Consider the following 20,752-nt stretch of genomic DNA (forward strand, 5'->3'; position numbering starts at 1 on the left):
TTAATGGACCGTGACCGATTACTGATGGCGATCAGTGTACGGCAGCAGAGACAGGTAGCGAGCGCGTTTGATAGCGCGAGCCAGCTGACGCTGGTATTTTGCACGGGTACCGGTGATACGGCTTGGGACAATCTTACCGCTTTCGGTGATGTAGTTTTTCAGCGTAGCGATATCTTTATAGTCGATCTCTTGAACGCCTTCCGCGGTGAAACGGCAGAACTTGCGACGACGGAAATAACGTGCCATATGGCTAGTCTCCAGAATCTATCAATTCAATCTGCTCGGCATGCAGAACCATTTTGCTCAGACCGTTCTTTGCCTTGTGGCAAGAAATAAACCCCTGAACGGTTATGCGGCTGCCGACCGTTATACTGTGAGTAATGGCCTGGTTTTCGTGTCCGCTAACAATAACGGGCATTTGGCACCACGCCTGCCGGTGAAAGCCGGCTTCCTCTTGCACAGAACGATGCTCAAGCACGAACTGGCAATGCGGAATTCCTGATGGACTGACCTTTCGAAAGGGGGCCCTGCACACGGTGCCGGACAACGCCAGACGGTTGGTCATCAGAAATTACTCTTCAGAATCCCCAGCTTCAGCATCATCTGCGGTTTCGTTAGCGAAATCATCGCGACGCTCACGGCGCTCGTCTTTCGCTTTAACCATCGGAGAAGCTTCGGTAACAGCGTGCTTAGTACGCATAACCATGCTGCGGATAACGGCATCGTTGAAGCGGAAGGTAGTTTCCAGCTCATCGATCACTTCCTGCGGCGCTTCAACGTTCATCAGAACGTAGTGCGCTTTGTGCAGTTTGTTGATCGGGTAAGCCAGCTGACGGCGGCCCCAGTCTTCCAGACGGTGGATCTTGCCTTCTGCGCCAGTGATGGCGGCAGAGTAACGCTCGATCATGCCCGGAACCTGTTCGCTCTGGTCAGGATGGACCATAAAAACGATTTCGTAATGACGCATCGAATTGCTCCTTACGGATTATTCAGCCTCCTGTCTGGGTCAGCCGCGGCCCATGGAGGCAAGGAACGTGTTAAAGGTCGGCTGAAAAATGACGCGTTATAATACTGACACGCCCGGCGAAACTCAAGGCAATAGTTCGATTATTTATGTGCCTGCCGATCAGTTCTGAAATGTAAAAGATTAAGGATGAGATACCGACCTGTTAACCACCATAACAGCTAGCGAGTTGACGATTTATCAGGCATCAGCGGGAAATGCGGTAATTTTTTGAACAACTGCATCAGAAATGGTCGCTATCGCTCCTGCTGGTAGCGATTAAAATAACATCAGAGGTTCACAAAAAAGGAGGCAGGGCCAGGTCAGCAACCGCCGCCGAGGAGGTCACTATGTTCTTCCGTATTTTCCCCCTTCTGGCTGGATTTTTGCTCAGCGTAAATACAATGGCAGCCATTGAAATTGATAATCGTCAGGCCAGAAATATGGACGATATACAGAGCTTAGGCGTGATTTACATAAACCATAATTTCGCGACTGAAAGCGAGGCCCGCCAGGCGCTGAAAGAAGAAACTGATGCGCGAGGCGCAATGTACTACCACCCGATTTTGTTACGGGAGCCCGGTAGTAACGGCAACATGCATGCCAGCGCGGAGATTTATCGCTAGTATCAGGAAAATGCCATAGTTTTGCCCCCTGGTCAGGGGGCATTTTTTTTCGCTTATCGGGTTGTTAATGGCACTTCGGCATCCGGCTCATGCGTTATGCGGTTTCGCAGATCGCGGCGCATTAATTCAATCACCCAAAACCAAAATACATGTCCCAGAATTTCAGAAGCGTACTCGTCAAAAGGAAGTTGTGTAAGCGGAGGCGTTAAGTTCAGCGCCGGGCAGAATATGCCATGCACGACAACCGTAACAATCAGCCCCGCCAGTATCCCCTGCCATAATTTAACTTTAGGGAAAATTTCCGCGACGACGCAGTAACCTATTGCGAATACCAGCGAAAAGATAATATGAGTTACCATCACAGGGTTAATAACATGCTCAGAAAAGGTATAAACCGTTTGTGTTGGGTCAATGCCTAAATAATCCCGCAAAAAAATATACGGTGGATTAAACTCATCGCGCCCGCCGGAAAACGTTCGCGGCGGTAAAGGAACTTCCGCGCCCCATTTTACAAATGCTGAAATAATACCCGCTGCAAAACCAATTAACGCAGCTACTCCATACCGACGCCGCTGTGGGTCAGTTTTAACAAACAATCCGTTGATAGACACAGTAGTATGATTCTATAGAGTGTTATGAAAGAAGCTCCGGAATCTGACCAATTACATCCCTGAGGGATAGGATCCCGGAGCGTTGTTTTACTTCTGCCCGTAATACGCATTCGGGCCATGCTTACGCATGAAGTGTTTATTCATCAGATAACCGTCGATGGGATTCAGCGCCGGGTTAATGCCGCGCGCAATCCACGCCATTTTTGCCACTTCCTCCATGACCACCGCGTTATGTACCGCATCGTGCGCATCTTTCCCCCAGGCGAACGGCCCGTGTTGATACACGACAATACCTGGCGTATGCAGCGGTTCCACCTCGCCCAGCGTTTCGATGATCACCTTACCGGTGTTCAGCTCGTACTCGCCCTGCACTTCTTCTTCGCTTAACGCTCTGGTACAAGGAATATCGCCAAAGAAATAGTCCGCGTGCGTGGTACCGAGCGCCGGAATAGCCATCCCCGCCTGCGCCCATGCCGTGGCGTGGGTGGAGTGGGTATGAACGACGCCGCCAAGCGACGGATAGCGTTGATACAGCGCCAGATGGGTAGCGGTATCGGAAGAAGGACGATAACGTCCCTCCACCACTTTGCCATCCATATCCACCACCACCATGTCATCTACCTTCATGGTTTCATAGGCGACACCGCTTGGCTTAATCACCACCAATCCGCGTTCGCGATCGATAGCGCTGACGTTGCCCCAGGTAAACGTCACCAGTCCATAACGGGGCAAATCCATGTTAGCGTCAAATACCTGCTGCTTGAGCTTTTGCATTAGGCTGCCTCCACCAGACCGGCGCTGGCCATGCGCGCTTTCACCCAGTCACGCGCTTTCGCTACCTCTGCCGCCGGGTTCTCTGCTGTTTCGCTCCACATCTCAATCAGATAGGGCCCGCAATAGCCACTCTGTTTGAGCGTTTCGAAGCAGCGTTCGAAATCGACAACGCCTTCGCCAAACGGCACATTTTTGAACACGCCGGGTTTAGTATCTTTGACGTGTACCGCGACGATATGCCCGATTCCCGCCTGTAGCTCCATCTGTACGTCGTTATCCCAGGCAGACAGATTGCCGATATCCGGATAGAGCTGGAACCACGGGTTATTGAGGTAGTGAGCATAGCCCAGCGCTTTACTGATGGAATTCATCAATGGGTAATCCATGATCTCCATCGCCAGCGTCACCTGGGCGCGGCTGGCCATATCAACGCTCTCTTTTAACCCATCGCGGAAACGGCAACGCGTTTCGTCGTTGGCCTGCTGATAGTAAACGTCGTACCCCGCCAGTTGAATGACGCGAATCCCAACGTCCTGCGCAAACTGAATCGCTTTACGCATAATCTCCAGCCCCTGCGCCCGTACCGCGTCATCTTCGCTACCGAGCGGAAAACGACGATGCGCGCTCAGACACATGGACGGCACGCGCACGCCGGTTTCAGCAACCGCGCTCACTAGCGCCAGACGCTGCTCGCGACTCCAGTCGAGCCGCGCCAGTCGGGCGTCGGTCTCGTCCACCGACATTTCAACAAAGTCAAAACCCAGCGTTTTCGCCAGCCGCAGGCGCTCCAGCCAGCACTCCCCGGCAGGGAGCGCTTTTTCATAGATGCCGAGCGGAATTTGTTTCGACAGCATAGCCGCTCCTTAGCCCCACAGTTGGGCAATGGAGCGTTTGAACTGCCGTGCGGCTTCTACCGGCGATTCGGCATCGCGAATGCTACGCCCCGCGATAAAGACATGGATCGGAATGCCTTTGAACAGCGGCAGGTCTTCCAGCGCTAGTCCGCCGGTCACGGTCACTTTAAAGCCCATATCGGAGAGCCGCTTAATCGCGGTAATATCCGCCTCGCCCCACGCCACGCCTGCGGCCTGCGCGTCACGGCTGCGGTGATAAACCACTTGCTGAATGCCCGCATCGCGCCACTGCTGCGCCTGTTCCCAGGTCCAGTAACCGGTCAGTTCGATCTGCACGTCGCCGTTAAACTCTTTCGCCACATCCAGCGCGCCTTTTGCGGTGTTGATATCCGCACAGCAAATGACCGTCACCCAGTCCGCATTGGCTTCGAAACACATACGGGAGAGGATTTTACCGGCATCGGCAATTTTGGCGTCCGCCAGCACAATTTTGTGCGGATAGAGCGCTTTCAGGTCGCGAACGGCGCGCACGCCTTCGCCAACGCACAGAATGGTGCCCACTTCGATAATGTCGACTTCTTCGGCAATCAGACGAGTGGTTTCATAGGCGCTATCCATAGTCTGGTTGTCCAGCGCGACCTGCAACATTGGTAATGACATTTTCAATTCCTTCTTAAGCTGCCGCGTTGGTGCGGTCAATGAGATCCAGGACTTCCTGCGCGGTGCGGCAGGCGCGTAAACGGTCAAAATTAGCTTCGTCTTCAAACAGGTTGACGATCTGCATGATGCCCACTTCCTGGTGGGTATTGGCGTCTACCGCCGCCATGGTGATCAGAATATCGACCGGGTCGTTATCTTCGTGGTTGAACTCCAGCGGCTTTTTCAGGGTCACCAGAGAAAAACCGGTTTTCTTCACCCCTTCTTCCGGGCGGCCATGCGGCATCGCCAGGCCGGGGGCAATCACAAAATAGGGGCCAAACTGCTCAACGCCATCCAGAATCGCCTGGTAATAGCGCGGCTCCACCACGTCGGCAGCCACCAGTAAATCGACGCCGATCTTGACGGCTTCCTGCCAGGTATTCGCTTCAGCCTGCAGGCGGATAGAATTATTCTCCGCCAGTGAATCACGTAATTTCATGTTGCATCCTTACTTCACGTCTTGCGGGAAATGTTCTTTGATCACTTCCAGCAGTTTCGGGCCGAAGTCAGCTGGAGAGAGCATGTTGCGCACGCCGACCACATATTTGTTGCCGGTCACGCTGATTTCGCCTGCAATATGGGTAGAAGCGATGATGATATCCGCGCCGCTCAACTCGCTTTTGTACTCGCCAACCGCGCAGCTGTTTACCGTGTGGTCAATGTTTGATTGGGTTAAAAACTGGTCCACTTTCATTTTCATGATCATGGAACTGCCTTGTCCGTTGCCACACACAGCCAGAATACGTACGGTCATAATCAAAACTCCTTATTAAGCAGACTGTTCTGCCAGTTGTTTTTCTGCATCTTCTTCTGCGCGCAGTGCGCGGCCAGCGAAGAACATATAAGCCAGTGCAATTACAATGATGACGGCCATAAAGGCGATACCGAGGGAGAAGAAGCCCTGCATCATCGGCGGTGCCAGAATCGACCAGTCCGCCATACCCATCCAGGCACTCATACCGGTGAGTTTCACCGCCCAGACGCAACCAAAGATTTCAATCATCCCCATCACCAGACAAATTTTCAGCGCCGCACGCCAGCCGCCGAAGTGGTTAGCGAACACGCCGATAGTGGCGTTAGAGAAGAACATCGGGATAAAGCCAGGAATAATCAGGATCGAGGAGCCGCAGGCAACCAGGATGCCAACCGCAATCAGCTGACCGATGGTGCCCCACATAAAGCCCCAGACCACCGCGTTCGGCGCGAAGCTATAAATAGCGGCGCAGTCAATCGCCAGTACTGCGCCCGGAATCAGACGCTGGGAGATACCGTTAAAGGCCTCAGAGAGCTCGGCGACAAACATACGCACGCCCTGGGTGATGATGAAGATCGCCACCGCAAAGGAGAAACCGGTTTGCAGGATATAGATTGTCCAGTGGGTTTTACCCGCCATCGCCTGTACGGTATCGATACCAAAGGAGAGCAGAATGGCACCAAAGAAGATGGTCATTACAATCGCCGTGGAGACGATGTTGTCATGGAAAATGTTCAGCCAGCCCGGCAGTTTGAGGTCTTCAACGCTTTCCTCTTTTTTGCCCAGGAACGGCGCAACTTTATAGGCAATCCAGGAAGCAAACTGCTGCTGGTGACCGATGGAGAAACCACAGCCATCGGTCACTTCCTGAGTCGGCTTGTACATCATGTTGGAGGTAATACCCCAGTACAGGGAAACCAGTATCGCCGTGCAGATAATGGTGGTCCACATGGAATAGCCGAAGATATAGAAAGAGACCGCAATCAGCCCCGCCTGCTGGAACATGATGTGCCCGGTCAACATGATGGTGCGAATACCGGTAATGCGTCGCAACAAGACGTAACAAATATTCAGCGCCAGCGCGAGCAACACCGCGTAGCCTACCCAACTATACGCATCACCCATCCGTTCGATCGTTGCCATCATCGAAGCATAGGTATCGGAAATCGCGCCGTTGATGCCGTAGACCTCAGACATTTTCGCCACCACCGGTTTAAAGGTGCTGGTCAGAATGCCGGACCCGGCCTGTAGCAGCATGAAGCCAATGATGGTTTTGATCGTCCCTTTGATGATCACGCTGACGCTTTTACGCAGCAGGATATAGCCCAGGCAGGTCACAATACCCAGTAATAGCGGGGCATTGGTCATTACCTGATTAAAAAAAATGGTAAAGATGTTGTAGAGGATCTCCATAACGATCTCCGGTAGACAAGGTTGCTGAGTCGCAGGCGCTCAGAATAATGTCCCTCCACTGTAATTTTCAAAAGTAATCACAACAAGATTGAATTTGATTAAATGTGACGTAGCGCGCAAATAATTAGCACACTTAATACATGGTTTACTTATAAATAACTCATTTCTTCATTAAAATAAGTAAAATCATAAAGATGAATACATCCCCATGACGCCAGAAAAGATTAAATTTTCTTCTGGCTGCGTTCTCCTCTACCCAAAAGTCAAAAAATAGCCCATTGCCTTCTTGAGAAAATAGTGTCAGGATTAATCAAAACAAATCACGTTTTGAACCATTTTGAACAAACATGAAGGTAAATGCGATGAGTAAAGTACAAAGCATCACGCGTGAATCATGGATTCTGAGCACGTTTCCGGAGTGGGGAAGCTGGCTGAACGAAGAGATTGAGCAAGAGCAGGTCGCGCCGGGTACGTTCGCTATGTGGTGGCTGGGCTGTACCGGTATCTGGCTAAAATCTGAAGGCGGCACTAACGTATGCGTCGATTTCTGGTGCGGTACCGGTAAACAGAGCCACGGTAACCCGTTGATGAAAACCGGCCATCAGATGCAGCGTATGGCTGGCGTCAAAAAATTACAGCCTAACCTGCGCACCACGCCGTTTGTTCTCGATCCTTTCGCTATCCGTCAGATTGACGCCGTACTGGCGACCCACGACCATAACGATCACATTGACGTCAATGTCGCGGCTGCCGTAATGCAGAATTGCGCCGATGATGTTCCGTTTATCGGCCCGCAGACCTGCGTGGATTTATGGGTTGGCTGGGGCGTGCCGAAAGAACGCTGCATCGTGGTAAAACCGGGCGATGTCGTGAAAGTGAAAGATATTGAAATTCATGCGCTTGATGCCTTTGACCGCACCGCATTAATCACCCTGCCCGCCGATCAGAAAGCCGCTGGCGTACTGCCGGACGGCATGGATGTACGCGCGGTTAACTATCTGTTTAAAACGCCGGGCGGCAATCTCTATCACAGCGGCGATTCTCACTATTCCAACTACTACGCGAAACACGGCAACGAACATCAAATTGATGTCGCGCTCGGTTCTTACGGTGAAAACCCGCGCGGTATTACGGACAAAATGACCAGCGCGGATATTTTACGCATGGCGGAATCGCTGAATACCAAAGTGGTGATCCCGTTCCATCACGATATCTGGTCGAACTTCCAGGCCGATCCGCAAGAGATCCGCGTGCTATGGGAAATGAAGAAAGATCGCCTGAAGTATGGTTTTAAACCGTTTATCTGGCAGGTTGGCGGCAAGTTTACCTGGCCGCTGGATAAAGACAATTTCGAATACCACTATCCGCGTGGGTTTGACGATTGCTTTACCATTGAACCCGATCTACCGTTCAAATCCTTCCTGTGAGTCGATATCATGCCGGGATTACCCGGCATTTTTTCCATTTACTTTAGTATTTCCAGGCTATTTCAAATATCATCTTTTCAAATCAATTTGTATCGGAATAGCTCATGACTGAAGCACAAAGACATCAAATACTGCTGGATATGCTGGCACAGTTGGGCTTTGTTACCGTCGAAAACGTGATTGAGCGTCTGGGGATCTCCCCGGCGACAGCGCGCCGCGACATCAACAAGCTCGACGAAAGCGGGAAACTTAAAAAAGTGCGCAACGGCGCAGAGGCCATAACCCAACAGCGGCCCCGCTGGACGCCGATGAATCTGCACCAGGCGCAAAACCACGATGAAAAAGTACGCATCGCGAAAGCGGCGTCGCAGCTGGTAAACCCAGGTGAAAGCGTAGTGATTAACTGCGGCTCCACCGCTTTCCTGCTGGGGCGCGAAATGTGCGGGAAGCCGGTACAGATCATTACCAACTATCTGCCGCTGGCGAATTATCTGATCGATCAAGAGCATGACAGCGTGATTATCATGGGGGGGCAGTACAACAAAAGCCAGTCGATTACCCTGAGCCCGCAGGGAAGTGAAAACAGTCTCTATGCTGGCCACTGGATGTTTACCAGCGGAAAGGGCTTAACCGCGGATGGCCTGTACAAGACCGATATGCTAACCGCCATGGCGGAACAAAAAATGCTCAGCGTCGTCGGGAAACTGGTCGCGCTGGTCGATAGCAGTAAAATTGGCGAGCGCGCGGGAATGCTGTTCAGCCGCGCCGATCAGATCGCTATGCTGATTACCGGCAAAAATGCCAATCCGCAGGTTTTGCAACAGCTTGAAGCCCAGGGTGTAAACATACTCCGCGTTTAAAGATGCTGTCGGAAAAACGCTACCGTCGCCGACAACGCTTCTGGCGTAATGCGATGCCGCACGCCTGCGGCCCATAAACAGGTCACATGCTTATCCAGCTTCGCCGCGGCGAGTGCCTGCTGGAGCCGGAAGGTTTCGATAGCAGGCACCACGTCATCCTCCTGACCATGCCACAACAGAAGCGGCCTGTCGGCCAGTCGCTCTAACTGGTGTGTGACTTCCCATTCACGTAGCGGCGCGATGATATTGTCGAATTCCGCCTGCTGCGCCGGGTTCTGCGGGGATAACGGCGGGAAAAGCGTCCGGGCGAGCCCGGTAAAATAGCCCGACCCCATTAAACTGGCCCCGCATTTTACCTCTCGGTGACGCGTCATAATGCCCAGCGCCGTCATACCGCCCATGGATGCGCCGCCCACCGCCAACCGCCCGTCAAGTAGCCAGTTTTCCGCCTGAATCGCCGCACGTAACGTCGTAAATTCCTGCATGTTTTGGTGCAGAATCTGCCAGAATCGGTGTATTCGTCCCTGTGAGTCGCCGCCGAAGCGAGCGCCATGCTCCGGCGCATCCGGCATGACTACCCGGAATCCTGCCTGTGCCAGGGCAACGGCAAAATAACTATAAACCAGGCTGGAGGAGGTGAAGCCATGATAGAACACCACACAGGGAAGCGGCACGGCGCGTTTCCCTTCCGGGAAGGCATGTAGTACGACGCCTCCGGCTAATTGTCGTGTTTCAATCGCTATCATTATTCTCTCCTTTTTATCCGGTATGCCACGGAGAAATACTTAACGCAAGTTTATGGATAGCGCAATAATTCATAATGTTTGAGAACTGGGTTACGCTTTCGCAACGTTTTCATTCGAAAATCGCGTGACAGGTAACACTTCGGGAACATTCCCCCTAAAGGGAAATCAATAAGGCATTACACTATGATTATCAGGAAACGAGATAGAGTTATGCGTCGGTTTGCTTCATTGATAGCAGCGCTGTTATTAAGCGCGTGTAGCGTGCTGCAGGGTACGCCGCAACCTGCACCGCCTGTCGCCGATCACCCGCAGGAAATCCGTCGCGATCAAACGCAAGGACTACAGCGGATGGGGACCGTAAGCGCGCTGGTTCGGGGCTCCCCGGATGATGCAATAGATGAAATCAGAGCGAAAGCCGTCGCTGCGAAAGCCGATTATTACGTTATCTTAATGGTTGATGAAACGGTTGTAACCGGCCAGTGGTATTCACAAGCCATTTTGTATCGTCAATAACAGTAGATTGATTTTTAGTCAGTTTTACATTGCTTTGCGTCCCTATGCGTTTACCTGTGCACAATAAACAAACAGGTTTACCGTGATGGAGCGTCCTGTTAAATGCGGGGTATGTAATAAGGAGCTGACGATGAAACAAGAACTTGCCTTATCCTCACTGCTGCTTTCTGCCGGACTGGTGAGTACGACGGCACAGTCTGCCGAATTCGCCAGTGCTGACTGCGTAACGGGTCTGAATGAAATCGGCCTGATCTCGGTCAGTAATGTTGCAGGAAACCCACAGGATGTGGAGCGGATTATCGCCCTGAAAGCCGATGAACAGGGTGCGTCCTGGTACAGAATTATTCAAATGTATGAAGAACAACAGTCGGATAACTGGCGCGTACAGGCGATACTCTATGCCTGATGCCGCGTGGCTCGCGCCGGATGGCATGTACTACAGGTCAAACGTTACCGCAGTCCCCCGGTCGCCCTTAACAGTAAATCATTTTGCACCTGGGCAGGCAGCGGCATTTCGCCGCGTGTATCCAGCATCATCTGACACCACGCTTGCGCCAGCGGCGGCGAGGCATGACGCAGCATTTCCGCTCCGCATCCCAGCAAGAAAAGCTGCTGCGTAATCTCTCTGCCCATTGCTTCGTCCGGTTTGCGTAAACGTTGCTGTAGCTGACGTACCGCGCGGTCGTAATGGCGATCCTGGCCTTTGACTTCCGCAAAAGCCTCACTCAATACGTCATAGACGCCGTGTTGTTTTGTCAGCACCCGAAGTACATCCAGACACATGATATTGCCGGCCCCTTCCCAGATACTGTTCACCGGCATTTCACGGTACAGGCGCGGGAGTTCGCTCTCTTCGCAATACCCCATCCCGCCGAGAACCTCCATCGCCTCAGCCACAAAAGGGATTCCCTGCTTACAGATGGCGAATTTCGCCGCTGGCGTGAATAATCGCGCCCATAATGCCTCTTTCGCCTCGCGACGTTGCTCCCAGGCGCGCGCCAGCCGAAACAAAAGCGCCGTCTGCCCCTCCAGGCATAGCGCCATACGACTTAAGGTTTGTCGCATCAACGGTTGTTCGATCAGCGGCTTACCAAAAGCCTGACGCTGATGAGCATGGTAAATCGCGACTGAAAATGCGCGCCGCATTAAGCCATGACTCCCGAGCGCGCAATCAAGACGCGTCATACCGCCCATCTTTAAGATATGCCGAATCCCTTCGCCCTCTTCTCCCAGCCGCCAGCCGACGGCATCCTGAAACTCGACTTCGGCGCTGGCATTAGATCGATTACCGAGTTTATCTTTCAGGCGCTCAAGACGAACAGAGTTCCGTTGCCCGTCTGGCAGGAAACGCGGCACAAAGAAACAGGATAGTCCTCCTTTTGCCTGCGCCAGCACGAGGTGCGCATCACTTTGCGGCACAGAGAAAAACCATTTATGTCCCACCAGCCGATATGAATCATCCGCCAGCCGCTCCGCGTGGGTCGTATTACTGAGTACGTCCGATCCGCCCTGCTTTTCCGTCATTCCCATGCCGATAAGCAGGCCCCGTTTTTGCCCGCCCGGCAGCAAATGCGAATCGTAGCGATCGCTGCGCAGCGGCGCCAGCCAGTCATGGAAAGTGGCGGGAAGCATCTGCAATAGCAACGGTGTCGCGGCAAAGGTCATCGTGACAGGACAGAGTGTTCCCGCTTCTACCTGAGCATGTAATACAAAACGCGCCGCCCGGGCGACAAAACTTCCCGCCCTTGCCTCTTCCTCCCAGGCCAGGTTATGTACCCGATTAGCGCAAAGCCCCTGCATCAACAGGTGCCAGGCGGGGTGAAAGCGAACGTCATCCAGGCGCTGTCCTTGGGGATCGTAACGCAGCAACTCAGGAGGATGCGCGTTCGCCAGACGCCCCAGTTCCAGTGATTCCGCCGTTCCCAGTTGTTGGCCAATGCTGGCGAGAAGATCGCTATCCCATCCCGCGCCTTCCCGGGAAACCGCTTCACATAGCGCGCCATCAGACAGGAATAAGTTGCTGTTATTGAGCGGAGCTGGTTGATTAAAAACGGTATGTGTTTGCCAGGACATGGTGTCTCCCTCCTTCAATGGCGCTGAAGTCAAGTATGGTCATGACTGCGCCATTGACGCCGGAGCAAGATCACAAAAGTATGATTAACCGGCAATATAATGTGGGACGAAACGGGAAGTGTCTTTGGTAATCAGCGTATTGTCCTCGCGAATCCCCATTCCGGAGGCTTCATCGTCAATGATCCAACTGCCAATCAGCGTATAGCTATCGCCAAAGCGCGGCAAAGGCTGAAACGCCTGGTAAATCATCGGCTCGTCAGCGTAGTCGCCGTCGGCATGATCGATAACATTTTGCCGCTCGTCGAAAATCGTGACGTTGCCGCCTTCACGTGAATAAATCGGCTTCCGCACGCTGCTTTCACCTGGCGCTGCGAGCGATTTTTCGCCCTCAAACCAGGCCGGCAGCAGATTCGGATGGCCAGGGAAAAAGCGCCACAATAACGGCAACAGCCCTTTGTTACTCAGAATACTTTTCCACAATGGCTCAATCCATTGCTCACGCCGTTTTCGCAACAGCGGGCCGTTGTCGTCGCGCATCATCCATTCCAGCGGGTAGAGCTTAAAGGCGCGGCGAATCACGTTATCGTCCAGATCGGTCAGCACGCCGCCTACGCCAAGCCCCAGTTCTTCAATATAGATAAATCGCGTTTCCTGGCCCGCCTGCTGCGCGCAATCCTGAAGGTACAGCACCGTCGTGCGATCTTCGTCGGTATCTTCACAACAGCAAAAGTAGAGCGGTTCCCGACTGTACAGCTCGCTGAAGCGGGCGATCAGCCGCTCCTGTATCGCGTTGTATTGATCGGCATCACGCGGGATGGCGCCGCTACGACGGGCATCCTCCAGCCATAGCCATTGAAAGTAGGAGGACTCATAGAGCGACGTCGGCGTATCCGCATTGTATTCCAGCAATTTAACCGGATCTTTGCCGCACCAGACGAAATCCATCCGCCCGTAAAGCGAAGGATCGCGGCTGCGCCAACTTTCGGCGATGACATCCCAGTACAATGGCGGGATCGCCAGCTGCTGCATGATCTGCTCATCCCGGACGGCCCGCTCGACAACCTCCAGACACATCTGATGAAGCTCTGCGGTCGGTTTTTCGATCTGTTCTTCAATTTGCCGTAATGTAAAACGGTAGGCCCGGCTTTCATCCCAGTAAATTTCGTTATCGATAACATGAAAGTCAAAACCGTGATCGCAGGCGATCTTATCCAGATCCCGGCGTATCGGTACGTTATGTCGTAGCATGGTTAGCCTCCCCAGTGCCCGCGGGCGCTGGAAGAACGACCATAGCCGCCGCGGGAGACGGTGGACGCTTTCCGTGTGATATAACCAGGGCTGGTCGCGGTATCGCTTTTCCCTGTGCCGCTGCGCCACGCATAATCGCCGGATGTGGTGCGCCAGACGGGACGGGAGACGTAAGATGAACCGCCGCTGCTATAGATGTATTGTTCATCACGGTTCTGACGAATCGCGCGGCTGAGTAAAAAGCCGCTTAATACCGGAACCCAGCTCCGCTCGGTGATATCAAAGTAGCAATCGCCAAACTGCGACTGACAGCGCTCCTGCGTCAATTGCTTAGGCACATTAGCGTAAAATTCTGTTTTCGCATTATTCCAGCCGTCAGCGCAAACGCTGGCGCTATTGCCATCGTCAATACAGTCGTTCACCGTGGCGTAAAACGTCCCATCGCCGTCGTTGTCACTATTGCTGCCGTCACCGTACCCTTTCAGGAGAAAAAAGGCCGCTCCGCCCATAATCGCCAGCGTCAGGTATTTTGGCGTGTAGCGATTTCGTTGCCGCTCAAAGGGATTGACCGGTTCGGCTATCCGTCTTATTGCCGAATGGCCTACGCCGGATGTGCTTCTGGATTTTCGTTTTTTTGCCATGATCTTCCGTTACCATGTCATACAGGCAGCGTTAAAAATACCGCCAGCCAGCGCTGCGGTTCCCATAAATAGCCCCGCCGCCACGTTGTGATTAATAATTTTTTCGCTCAGCGTAGGCATGTATAACCTTACGCAACCATAAATCAGCAGTTGAATCACCAGCGCAATGCCGCCCCAGGCAAAATAGTCCGGGATACTGACCGAGTTTATCGCCGCGCTGGATAAGGGGATGACATAGCCCAGCAACGTACCGCTAAAGGCCAGCGATGCCGCAGTATTGTTATTTTTTATCAACTGCCATTCATTATGCGGCGTTATCTTTGAGTAAATAAAAAGAAATACAATGACCATTGCCGCGCCAATAAAAAAATAGGCGCAGAAAGCCAGTAATGCGTCCAGTATATGCATAATTTCCCTGTATGTGCTTAACCAATAACCGTCAGTGAAGTGAGCGGGATATCCACGCCGAGGGCGCGTGAAAACACCCATTCAGGCTCACCGCGCTCGTTAAATGATTCTTCCCCGTTCAATAGAAGATACTCCCAGGCATCGTCCGTCACCTGGCGCTGGAAGCCCATCGTAAAATTGTGAACGTCCCATTTCTCTGCCTGCTGATTTTCAACCTTTTCCAGCATGTAGACAGGTTCAATATTGCCCGGCTCTTCATGGTTAAAAAAGCGCTGCCAGCGCCGTTCTTGCCAGTTGAGCGTCATCGGCCCTATTGCCGCTGGCGCAATGGCTGAACGCCAGTGACGTTCCTCGTTAATACCGAAACTTTCCTCATATACAAAAAGTTTGATGTCATCAATGTCGTCAACATCCGTGCCGCCAGTGGTGTTAATTTGTAGAAACTCATCGCCAGAGGTGTAGTAGCGAAAAATCTGACTGCCGCCGCCTAAATCTATGCGACTCGCTGCCGCGACAGTGTATTTTTCACCCGGTAGCGCCACCAGCAACGACGACTCCAGTAGCCGGAATGCCAGCGTATCCAGCGTGAAACCGGCGTTAAGATGTAATCCTAATGGTCCGCGAATCGGCGCTGGCGCGCTTGTTTTACCGAGCAAACGCTGAAAAAATTGCATCATAGGGGAACCTCTATCTCTTGCCATGCGACCTCTTCAGCCAGAATGCGATTGTCGTTGGGCATAATGCCATTTGAGATCGCGCATTCATGTGCCGTCTCGTATGAAAGCGACGAAGCCCAGCACGGTAGCGCGCTTTCGCGCTACCGATAACAAAGCAGATACTGCCCGATAAACAGGCCCAGCAAAGCGGGCCAGGTCAGTCTGGACAAATGACGCTGGCAGGTTTTGACAATCCACGTAAAGAGCATTATTCGCCTTGTTGACGCTGTAAACGCGCCAACACATCCTGAGCATTGCTTTTATTGGTTGCGCCAATACCCGCCTGCGCCAGTTTTTCGTCCAGGTCGCGTCCATCGGCGACTTTTTCCAGCTGCGCGGCAGCATCCAGCCGGGCCTGGCGTTCAGCCTGACGCGTTTGTAAACGTTTAAGCGACTCCGCCGCCGTAGACACATTCGACGCGGCTCCGACGGTCGAGGTCGTCACCGCCTGCTGCGCGCGCTGCATGGCTTCTGTCGCCTTAACCACTTCAAGTTGCTGCTCAAACTGCGCAATCCGCTGGCCTGTCGCCGTTACGGCCTTCTCCACCGCATCGCGAGAGGCTTCCAGATTAGTCAGCACCTGTTCTTCGGCAAGAATGGCATTTTCCAGACGGGCTATTTCTTCCGCCACTTCGTTGAGTAAAGCGGCGTCGACATTCTTACTCATTGCCGCCAACGCCCGTGTTTCAAGGCTGGCTTTACGCTCACGTAAATCATTCAGCTTGTCATGGCTTAACTTCACCCGCGCCAATAAATCCACTCTGGATTTACCCGCTTTATCCAGCTCGGCTTTTGCGTCGCGAATATGCTGCTCCAGCATACGTACACCCTGCGCTTCATCAATGGCGTCTTCTGCCTGAGCAACGAATGATTTACCTAACGTGAACAAACTTTTTAAAATTCCCATGTAAGCCGCCTGTATTATTCCTGTGAATAGACTTGTGTTATTTCAGCGATATCCAACGCATTTTCTACAAGCGTGGTGATTTCCAGCGTCACGTCGGCAAGCGACGAATTTAACGACAGCGCGCCAAAAGCGACATAATATTCCTCCTGTTTTACCTGAGTAATACCGACCGAAGACAGCGGTAAAACCTTCTGATTTCTCAGTAAGAAAAGATTAAATTCAGCGGTATCTCTAATCGTATTTACCGGACAGATATAAGTCTCGATAACTATTTGTTGCGAGGTAAATAAAACCGCCAGTGGTAAATCGCCATAATCATTCATTTTTATTATTAATGAAGACTCATTATTTTCTATATCAATATCTAATTCGGCGATGTTGTTTAACGCATCCGCCAGCGTCCGTGGAGTCCATGCCATATTATTATCTCTATCTCTTTTTTATAAATAAAGGGAGTTACAGGGTAGGTTTTGCTTTTTATATTACCAGCCAAAGATAAAAAAAAACCATCCGATTATGGATGGTTATTTTCTTAAAAAATACTATTAGCGTCAGGTTCGCTGGCGAACGGCTTCAAACAGACAAATCCCGGTCGCCACAGAGACATTCAGCGACGACACGCTACCGGCCATAGGAATGCTGATCAGCTCATCGCAGTGCTCACGGGTCAGACGACGCATACCTTCACCTTCTGCGCCCATGACCAGCGCCATGCGGCCAGGCATTTTGCTCTGATACAGCGTATGGTCAGCCTCGCCCGCCGTTCCGACAATCCAGATATTCTCTTCCTGCAACATGCGCATCGTGCGCGCCAGGTTGGTGACGCGGATCAACGGCACGCTTTCCGCTGCGCCGCAGGCGACTTTCTTCGCCGTCGCGTTAAGTTGCGCGGAGCGGTCTTTCGGCACGATTACCGCATGTACGCCAGCGGCATCGGCGCTGCGCAGACAGGCGCCAAGATTATGCGGATCGGTGACGCCATCGAGGATCAACAAAAAGGGGCGTTCGTGTAATGCGATCAGATCCGGCAGATCGTTTTCCTGATACTGCCGGCCTGGTTTCACGCGAGCGATAATACCCTGATGCACGGCACCGTCGCTTTTCTCGTCGAGATATTGGCGGTTTGCCAGCTGGATAACCACGCCCTGGGACTCAAGGGCGTGAATCAGCGGCAACAGACGTTTATCTTCACGGCCTTTTAAAATAAAGACTTCCTGAAAACGTTCAGGGGCGCGCTCCAGCAGGGCCTGCACTGCGTGGATGCCGTAAATCATTTCGCTCATTAATGTACTCGTTGTTTACGTTTTGCCGGGGGCGCTACGCTTGCCCGGCCTACAGATAATTCACCCTCTTCTGTTTGAAGAGGGTATTGCTCACTCTGCCGCTTTTTTCTTCGCCGCACGCTTCGCTTTGGTCGCTGCGGCTATTTTCTGCGTTTTAGCCGATGGCTTTTTTGCTTTTCTCGCGTCTTTTTTCGCTGCTTTCGGCTTCGCTTTTTTCTCGCCGCGGAAGGCGCTATCAGGCTCGAAGTTAACTTTTTTACCTACCTGACGACGTTTACCGGCGTTTTTACTTTCACCTTTTTTCGCTTTTTCACGCGCCGTTTTGCCGACGTTACGCGGTGCGCGCTCGCTGGAGATCAGGCTAAAGTCAATTTTCCGTTCGTCCATATTCACCGCTTCGACGCGTACCTCGACCCGGTCGCCCAGGCGATATGTCTGCCCGCCGGACTCGCCAATCAGACGTTGCCCTACCTGATCGAAGCGATAGTAATCGTTATCCAGTGAGGAAACGTGTACCAGCCCATCGATAAACAGTTCATCAAGACGGACAAAGAAACCGAAACCGGTGACGCTGGCAATCACGCCCTTAAAGACGTTGCCTACCTGATCCAGCATAAAGTCACATTTCAGCCAGTCGGAGACATCACGCGTCGCTTCATCAGCGCGGCGTTCCGCCATCGAACAGTGCTGGCCGAGCTGCAACATCTCTTCCATCGAGTAGTGATAACCGCCCGTTTCTGTGGTGTTGCCCTTGTTCCCTTGCTCTTTAGCCAGCAGGTACTTAATGGCGCGGTGCAAAGAAAGATCCGGATAGCGGCGAATCGGCGAGGTAAAGTGCGCATAAGACTGCAACGCCAGGCCAAAGTGCCCGCGGTTTTCCGGATCGTAAATCGCCTGCTTCATTGAACGCAGCAGCATAGTTTGCAGCATTTCGGCGTCCGGCCGGTCGGCAATCGATTCAAGCAGTTCGGCATAATCGCGCGGTTCCGGTTTATTTCCGCCCGGCAGCTCCAACCCCAGCTCCGCCAGTACGGAGCGGAATGAGGTGATCGCTTCGGTGGTGGGTTTATCATGAATACGGAATAGCGCCGGCTCTTTAGCTTTTTCGACAAAGCGCGCCGCCGAGATATTCGCCATGATCATGCACTCTTCGATAAGCTTATGCGCGTCATTACGCTGGGTCTGTTCGATACGCTCAATGCGACGTTCGGCGTTAAAGATAAACTTCGCCTCTTCGCTCTCAAACGAGATCCCCCCGCGCTCTTCACGCGCTTTATCCAGCACTTTGTAGAGGTTGTGCAGCTCTTCAATATGCTTCACCAGCGGCGCATATTGTTCACGCAGATCCTGATCGCCCTGCAGCATATGCCAGACTTTGGTATAGGTCAGACGCGCATGGGAGCTCATCACCGCTTCATAGAATTTGTAGCCGGTCAGCCGACCTTTCGCCGAGATGGTCATTTCACAGACCATACACAGCCTGTCAACCTGCGGGTTTAGCGAACACAGGCCGTTGGAGAGCACCTCCGGCAACATTGGGACAACCTGTGACGGGAAGTAAACCGACGTGCCGCGATTGCGCGCCTCGCGATCCAACGGCGTTGGCGGCCGTACATAATAGCTCACGTCAGCAATAGCGACCCACAAACGCCAGCCGCCGCCGCGTTTTTTCTCACAGTAAACCGCGTCGTCAAAGTCACGGGCATCTTCGCCATCAATCGTGACCAGCGGCAAATCGCGCAGATCGACACGACCGACTTTCGCCTCTTCCGGCACCTCTTCTTTCAGCCCGGCGACCTGCTGCTCTACCGCCTGCGGCCAGATGTAGGGTATTTCATGGGTACGCAGCGCCATATCAACCGCCATACCGGTGCCCATATTGTCGCCCAGCACTTCGACGATTTTCCCTACCGCTTTAGTACGGCGAGTTGGACGTTGGGTCAGTTCAACCACGACCACGAACCCCATCCGCGCGCCCATGACGTCTTCTGGCGGGATAAGAATGTCGAAGCTGAGACGGCTGTCGTCCGGCACTACAAAGCCGACGCCCGCATCGGTGAAATAACGCCCGACTATCTGACTGGTTTTCGGTACCAGTACACGGACGATACGCGCTTCGCGGCGACCTTTACGATCGGCGCCCAGCGGCTGCGCCAGCACCTGATCGCCATGAATACAGGTTTTCATCTGCTCGCTGGAAAGATACAGATCGTCTTTGCGACCTTCGACACGTAAGAAACCGTAACCATCACGATGACCGATCACGGTGCCTTTCAGCAGGTCGAGGCGTTCCGGCAGCGCATAGCACTGGCGGCGGGTAAAGACCAGTTGTCCGTCGCGCTCCATCGCGCGCAGGCGGCGACGCAAGGCTTCAAGCTGCTCTTCGCCTTCAATATTCAGTTCTACGGCCAGTTCTTCGCGACTGGCCGGTTTTTCACGTTTCGTTAAATGTTCGAGGATAAATTCCCGGCTCGGGATAGGATTCGCGTATTTTTCTGCTTCGCGTTCCTGGAAAGGATCTTGTGACATTGAGGTTCCTCCATTGTCATCTCTAATGAAGTTTACTTCACTCCACCAGTAATAATTTATAAAGCGGTTGATTCTCTTCAACCAAATCGGCAAGCGTGTAGTTATCCAGCTCCTTGAGAAAACTCTGCACGGCCTTAGAAAGCGCCTGTTTCAGACGACAGGCAGGGGTGATGTGGCAAAATTCGCTGCTACAGTTGACCAGTGATAAGGGTTCCAGCTCACGCACCACATCGCCAATACAAATAGTATTAGCCGGTTTACCCAGGCGGATACCGCCATTTTTTCCCCGAACGGCGGTGACAAAGCCCGCCCGGCTAAGCTGATTGATAATTTTGACCATATGATTACGGGACACGCCGTAGACTTCTGTCACCTCAGAAATGCTGGTCATTCGTCCATCTGGTAACGACGCCATATAGATTAGCGCACGTAAGCCGTAATCGGTGAAACTCGTTAACTGCACATCAACCTCAGGAAAAGGGAAAACGGGATATAACTTATCTGTATTGATGATAAACCAGCCACAAGCTGTGTCGCTAATTTATTTCAGTTCGGGGAAGGAAAAAAGCGAGGATTTAGCACTGTGTCGGATAGCGTAATGGCTTACCCGACACAGCAATGTATCACACTGTTAGCCCGGCAAGCAAAATATCTGCCAGGCGTACCA

General features: G+C 52.7%; 26 protein-coding genes and 1 pseudogene. 5 read left to right on the plus strand and 22 right to left on the minus strand.

The features are described from left to right. Window positions 1-18 precede the first annotated feature (18 nt). From rpsR to rpsF, 3 genes are read right to left on the minus strand one after another with little or no spacing between them, the layout of a single operon-like run. Window positions 19-246 carry a 30S ribosomal protein S18 gene (gene rpsR, locus QEN32_RS19670; RefSeq protein ID WP_000135199.1) on the minus strand — a complete coding sequence of 76 codons (228 nt, stop codon included), beginning with the start codon at window positions 244-246 and terminating at the stop codon, window positions 19-21. 4 nt (window positions 247-250) lie between these two features. Next, window positions 251-565: a primosomal replication protein N gene (gene priB / locus QEN32_RS19675; RefSeq protein ID WP_265322047.1), complete on the minus strand. Its 315-nt coding sequence runs from the start codon at window positions 563-565 to the stop codon at window positions 251-253. A 6-nt stretch (window positions 566-571) separates the two neighbouring features. Beyond that, window positions 572-967 (minus strand): 30S ribosomal protein S6, encoded by a 396-nt coding sequence (gene rpsF / locus QEN32_RS19680; RefSeq protein WP_001216673.1) that lies wholly within the window; start codon window positions 965-967, stop codon window positions 572-574. Window positions 968-1,353: 386 nt separating this feature from the next. Between rpsF and yjfY the strand changes: the two genes are divergently transcribed. Beyond that, entirely contained in the window at window positions 1,354-1,629 is a 276-nt protein-coding gene (gene yjfY, locus QEN32_RS19685; protein ID WP_000466074.1) for a DUF1471 family protein YjfY, read from the plus strand. 53 nt (window positions 1,630-1,682) lie between these two features. Here yjfY and QEN32_RS19690 read toward each other — a convergent pair whose 3' ends face one another. From QEN32_RS19690 to ulaA, 7 genes are all read right to left on the minus strand, one after another. Continuing rightward, the gene (locus QEN32_RS19690) at window positions 1,683-2,240 is read right to left on the minus strand and encodes a DUF1440 domain-containing protein (RefSeq protein ID WP_000026294.1); all 558 of its coding nucleotides are present in this window, start codon (window positions 2,238-2,240) and stop codon (window positions 1,683-1,685) included. Between the two features lie 87 nt (window positions 2,241-2,327). After that, window positions 2,328-3,014, minus strand: a complete 687-nt coding sequence (locus tag QEN32_RS19695) for an L-ribulose-5-phosphate 4-epimerase (protein ID WP_001727671.1) — start codon at window positions 3,012-3,014, stop codon at window positions 2,328-2,330. Further along, window positions 3,014-3,868, minus strand: a complete 855-nt coding sequence (ulaE, locus tag QEN32_RS19700; RefSeq protein ID WP_000949530.1) for an L-ribulose-5-phosphate 3-epimerase UlaE — start codon at window positions 3,866-3,868, stop codon at window positions 3,014-3,016. The genes QEN32_RS19695 and ulaE overlap by 1 nt, the downstream gene beginning before the upstream one ends. 9 nt (window positions 3,869-3,877) lie before the next feature. Continuing rightward, window positions 3,878-4,528 (minus strand): 3-keto-L-gulonate-6-phosphate decarboxylase UlaD, encoded by a 651-nt coding sequence (ulaD, locus tag QEN32_RS19705; protein WP_000056761.1) that lies wholly within the window; start codon window positions 4,526-4,528, stop codon window positions 3,878-3,880. Window positions 4,529-4,541: 13 nt separating this feature from the next. Next, window positions 4,542-5,006 carry a PTS ascorbate transporter subunit IIA gene (ulaC, locus tag QEN32_RS19710; protein ID WP_000776531.1) on the minus strand — a complete coding sequence of 155 codons (465 nt, stop codon included), beginning with the start codon at window positions 5,004-5,006 and terminating at the stop codon, window positions 4,542-4,544. Window positions 5,007-5,015: 9 nt separating this feature from the next. After that, window positions 5,016-5,321: a PTS ascorbate transporter subunit IIB gene (gene ulaB, locus QEN32_RS19715; RefSeq protein ID WP_000218358.1), complete on the minus strand. Its 306-nt coding sequence runs from the start codon at window positions 5,319-5,321 to the stop codon at window positions 5,016-5,018. 15 nt (window positions 5,322-5,336) lie between these two features. Beyond that, complete coding sequence (gene ulaA, locus QEN32_RS19720) at window positions 5,337-6,734, minus strand: PTS ascorbate transporter subunit IIC (RefSeq protein ID WP_000404873.1); 1,398 nt, start codon at window positions 6,732-6,734, stop codon at window positions 5,337-5,339. A 362-nt stretch (window positions 6,735-7,096) separates the two neighbouring features. Between ulaA and ulaG the strand changes: the two genes are divergently transcribed. Further along, window positions 7,097-8,161, plus strand: coding sequence for an L-ascorbate 6-phosphate lactonase (ulaG, locus tag QEN32_RS19725; RefSeq protein WP_000049161.1), 1,065 nt, complete (start codon window positions 7,097-7,099; stop codon window positions 8,159-8,161). 104 nt (window positions 8,162-8,265) lie between these two features. Continuing rightward, complete coding sequence (gene ulaR, locus QEN32_RS19730) at window positions 8,266-9,021, plus strand: HTH-type transcriptional regulator UlaR (RefSeq protein WP_001525301.1); 756 nt, start codon at window positions 8,266-8,268, stop codon at window positions 9,019-9,021. Here the strand turns inward: ulaR and yjfP are convergent. After that, the gene (yjfP, locus tag QEN32_RS19735) at window positions 9,018-9,767 is read right to left on the minus strand and encodes an esterase (protein WP_000560303.1); all 750 of its coding nucleotides are present in this window, start codon (window positions 9,765-9,767) and stop codon (window positions 9,018-9,020) included. The two genes, ulaR and yjfP, sit on opposite strands and share 4 nt — an antisense overlap. Window positions 9,768-9,950: 183 nt before the next feature. On the opposite strand from yjfP, the gene bsmA reads away from it, so the two are divergent. After that, window positions 9,951-10,280, plus strand: coding sequence for a biofilm peroxide resistance protein BsmA (gene bsmA, locus QEN32_RS19740; RefSeq protein ID WP_000586836.1), 330 nt, complete (start codon window positions 9,951-9,953; stop codon window positions 10,278-10,280). A 130-nt stretch (window positions 10,281-10,410) separates the two neighbouring features. After that, a complete protein-coding gene (yjfN, locus tag QEN32_RS19745) occupies window positions 10,411-10,686 on the plus strand; it encodes a DUF1471 family protease activator YjfN (RefSeq protein WP_001518964.1) in 276 nt (91 codons plus the stop codon). A gap of 44 nt (window positions 10,687-10,730) precedes the next feature. On the opposite strand, the gene QEN32_RS19750 is transcribed toward yjfN, so the two are convergent. The 11 genes and pseudogenes from QEN32_RS19750 to nsrR all read right to left on the minus strand — a co-directional run bounded on the left by QEN32_RS19750 (window position 10,731) and on the right by nsrR (window position 20,548). Beyond that, complete coding sequence (locus QEN32_RS19750) at window positions 10,731-12,353, minus strand: isovaleryl-CoA dehydrogenase (protein ID WP_265322048.1); 1,623 nt, start codon at window positions 12,351-12,353, stop codon at window positions 10,731-10,733. An 84-nt stretch (window positions 12,354-12,437) separates the two neighbouring features. Next, a complete protein-coding gene (locus QEN32_RS19755) occupies window positions 12,438-13,601 on the minus strand; it encodes a glutathionylspermidine synthase family protein (protein ID WP_000943934.1) in 1,164 nt (387 codons plus the stop codon). 2 nt (window positions 13,602-13,603) lie between these two features. Then, complete coding sequence (locus QEN32_RS19760; protein ID WP_001085605.1) at window positions 13,604-14,242, minus strand: DUF1190 domain-containing protein; 639 nt, start codon at window positions 14,240-14,242, stop codon at window positions 13,604-13,606. A 9-nt stretch (window positions 14,243-14,251) separates the two neighbouring features. Then, entirely contained in the window at window positions 14,252-14,650 is a 399-nt protein-coding gene (locus tag QEN32_RS19765; RefSeq protein ID WP_000547738.1) for a DUF350 domain-containing protein, read from the minus strand. Between the two features lie 17 nt (window positions 14,651-14,667). Continuing rightward, complete coding sequence (locus QEN32_RS19770; RefSeq protein WP_000090290.1) at window positions 14,668-15,351, minus strand: YjfK family protein; 684 nt, start codon at window positions 15,349-15,351, stop codon at window positions 14,668-14,670. A gap of 122 nt (window positions 15,352-15,473) precedes the next feature. Further along, window positions 15,474-15,575, minus strand: a pseudogene (locus tag QEN32_RS19775) (hypothetical protein); the annotation flags it as partial. After that, window positions 15,575-16,273, minus strand: a complete 699-nt coding sequence (locus QEN32_RS19780; protein WP_000511974.1) for a PspA/IM30 family protein — start codon at window positions 16,271-16,273, stop codon at window positions 15,575-15,577. The pseudogene QEN32_RS19775 and the gene QEN32_RS19780, both read right to left, overlap by 1 nt. Window positions 16,274-16,287: 14 nt before the next feature. Continuing rightward, a complete protein-coding gene (locus tag QEN32_RS19785; RefSeq protein ID WP_000312605.1) occupies window positions 16,288-16,692 on the minus strand; it encodes a DUF2170 family protein in 405 nt (134 codons plus the stop codon). Window positions 16,693-16,824: 132 nt separating this feature from the next. Then, window positions 16,825-17,556, minus strand: a complete 732-nt coding sequence (gene rlmB / locus QEN32_RS19790) for a 23S rRNA (guanosine(2251)-2'-O)-methyltransferase RlmB (RefSeq protein ID WP_001293277.1) — start codon at window positions 17,554-17,556, stop codon at window positions 16,825-16,827. A 90-nt stretch (window positions 17,557-17,646) separates the two neighbouring features. After that, window positions 17,647-20,085: a ribonuclease R gene (gene rnr / locus QEN32_RS19795; RefSeq protein WP_000076357.1), complete on the minus strand. Its 2,439-nt coding sequence runs from the start codon at window positions 20,083-20,085 to the stop codon at window positions 17,647-17,649. A 37-nt stretch (window positions 20,086-20,122) separates the two neighbouring features. Beyond that, window positions 20,123-20,548 (minus strand): nitric oxide-sensing transcriptional repressor NsrR, encoded by a 426-nt coding sequence (nsrR, locus tag QEN32_RS19800; RefSeq protein WP_001177632.1) that lies wholly within the window; start codon window positions 20,546-20,548, stop codon window positions 20,123-20,125. Window positions 20,549-20,752 lie beyond the last annotated feature (204 nt).

This window comes from Salmonella sp. SA14318, from assembly GCF_029866905.1.
Lineage (GTDB): Bacteria > Pseudomonadota > Gammaproteobacteria > Enterobacterales > Enterobacteriaceae > Salmonella > Salmonella enterica.